A 799-nucleotide genomic window follows, 5' to 3' on the forward strand; every position below is an offset into this window, starting at 1 on the left:
ATGCACTTGCTCGCCAGGGCCTGTAGGCGGCACAAGGTGGGTGGCGTGAACGTCCATGCTTCGCAGGTGCTATCGGCAACGCAGGCGGATAACAGTAAACCAAGGACAAGGCTCGGTATAAGCTCAAGGCTTTCTATAAGCTTTTGTCGGAGTGAGGTTGTTGGTTTTGACATCGTAGTACCCAGTCATCTGTAAGTCAGCTGTTAGGGTTGGCATCGTAGTCTGGGCGTTAATGCTTTGCGTCCTACTTTACGTGGCAATGCGTGCATTAGTACGCGGTGCGGCCTTTGCGATTGTTTTTCGTGCGCTCGGTCACAGGCGTTTATAGCACTGCGTATCGGCGTGCTGGCCAATCGGTTGTCTGTGGGAGAGAGGGGTCGTGTTGTTTTGGCTGGCTTGCGCTGGCAGTAAGGGCATGTGTTCGTTAATGATGATGCCTGCGCCAGAACGAAAAAAGCCGAATCACAAGGATTCGGCTTTTTAGAAATTGGCTCCGCTTGCTGGACTCGAACCAGCGACCCAATGATTAACAGTCATTTGCTCTACCAACTGAGCTAAAGCGGATTTGCATTCGGTGTTAACCGAAGAGGCGCGCATATTAGCGCCAGGCTTTTTTGCTGTCAACCTTTTTCCAAATGTTTGATTAAACCTAGAAGCCGCCGTTAAACCATCAAAGTCTACGCATCCCCTTGGCGCACCTGGCGCGCGATAAAAATGATTCATCACCAATGAGGTGACTACACATTTTAACTACACGCCATGCACCCCAAGGGAATACGCATCTTTTTGACTCTCAACT

The 799-nt window shown here is 50.3% G+C and carries 1 tRNA gene; it reads right to left on the minus strand.

Going from position 1 to position 799, the window contains the following annotated elements:
* Positions 1-488: 488 nt before the first annotated feature.
* A tRNA-Asn gene (locus AC3A8L_RS18995) sits at positions 489-564 on the minus strand.
* Between the last annotated feature and the right edge of the window lie 235 nt (positions 565-799).

The organism is Marinagarivorans sp. (assembly GCF_982758155.1).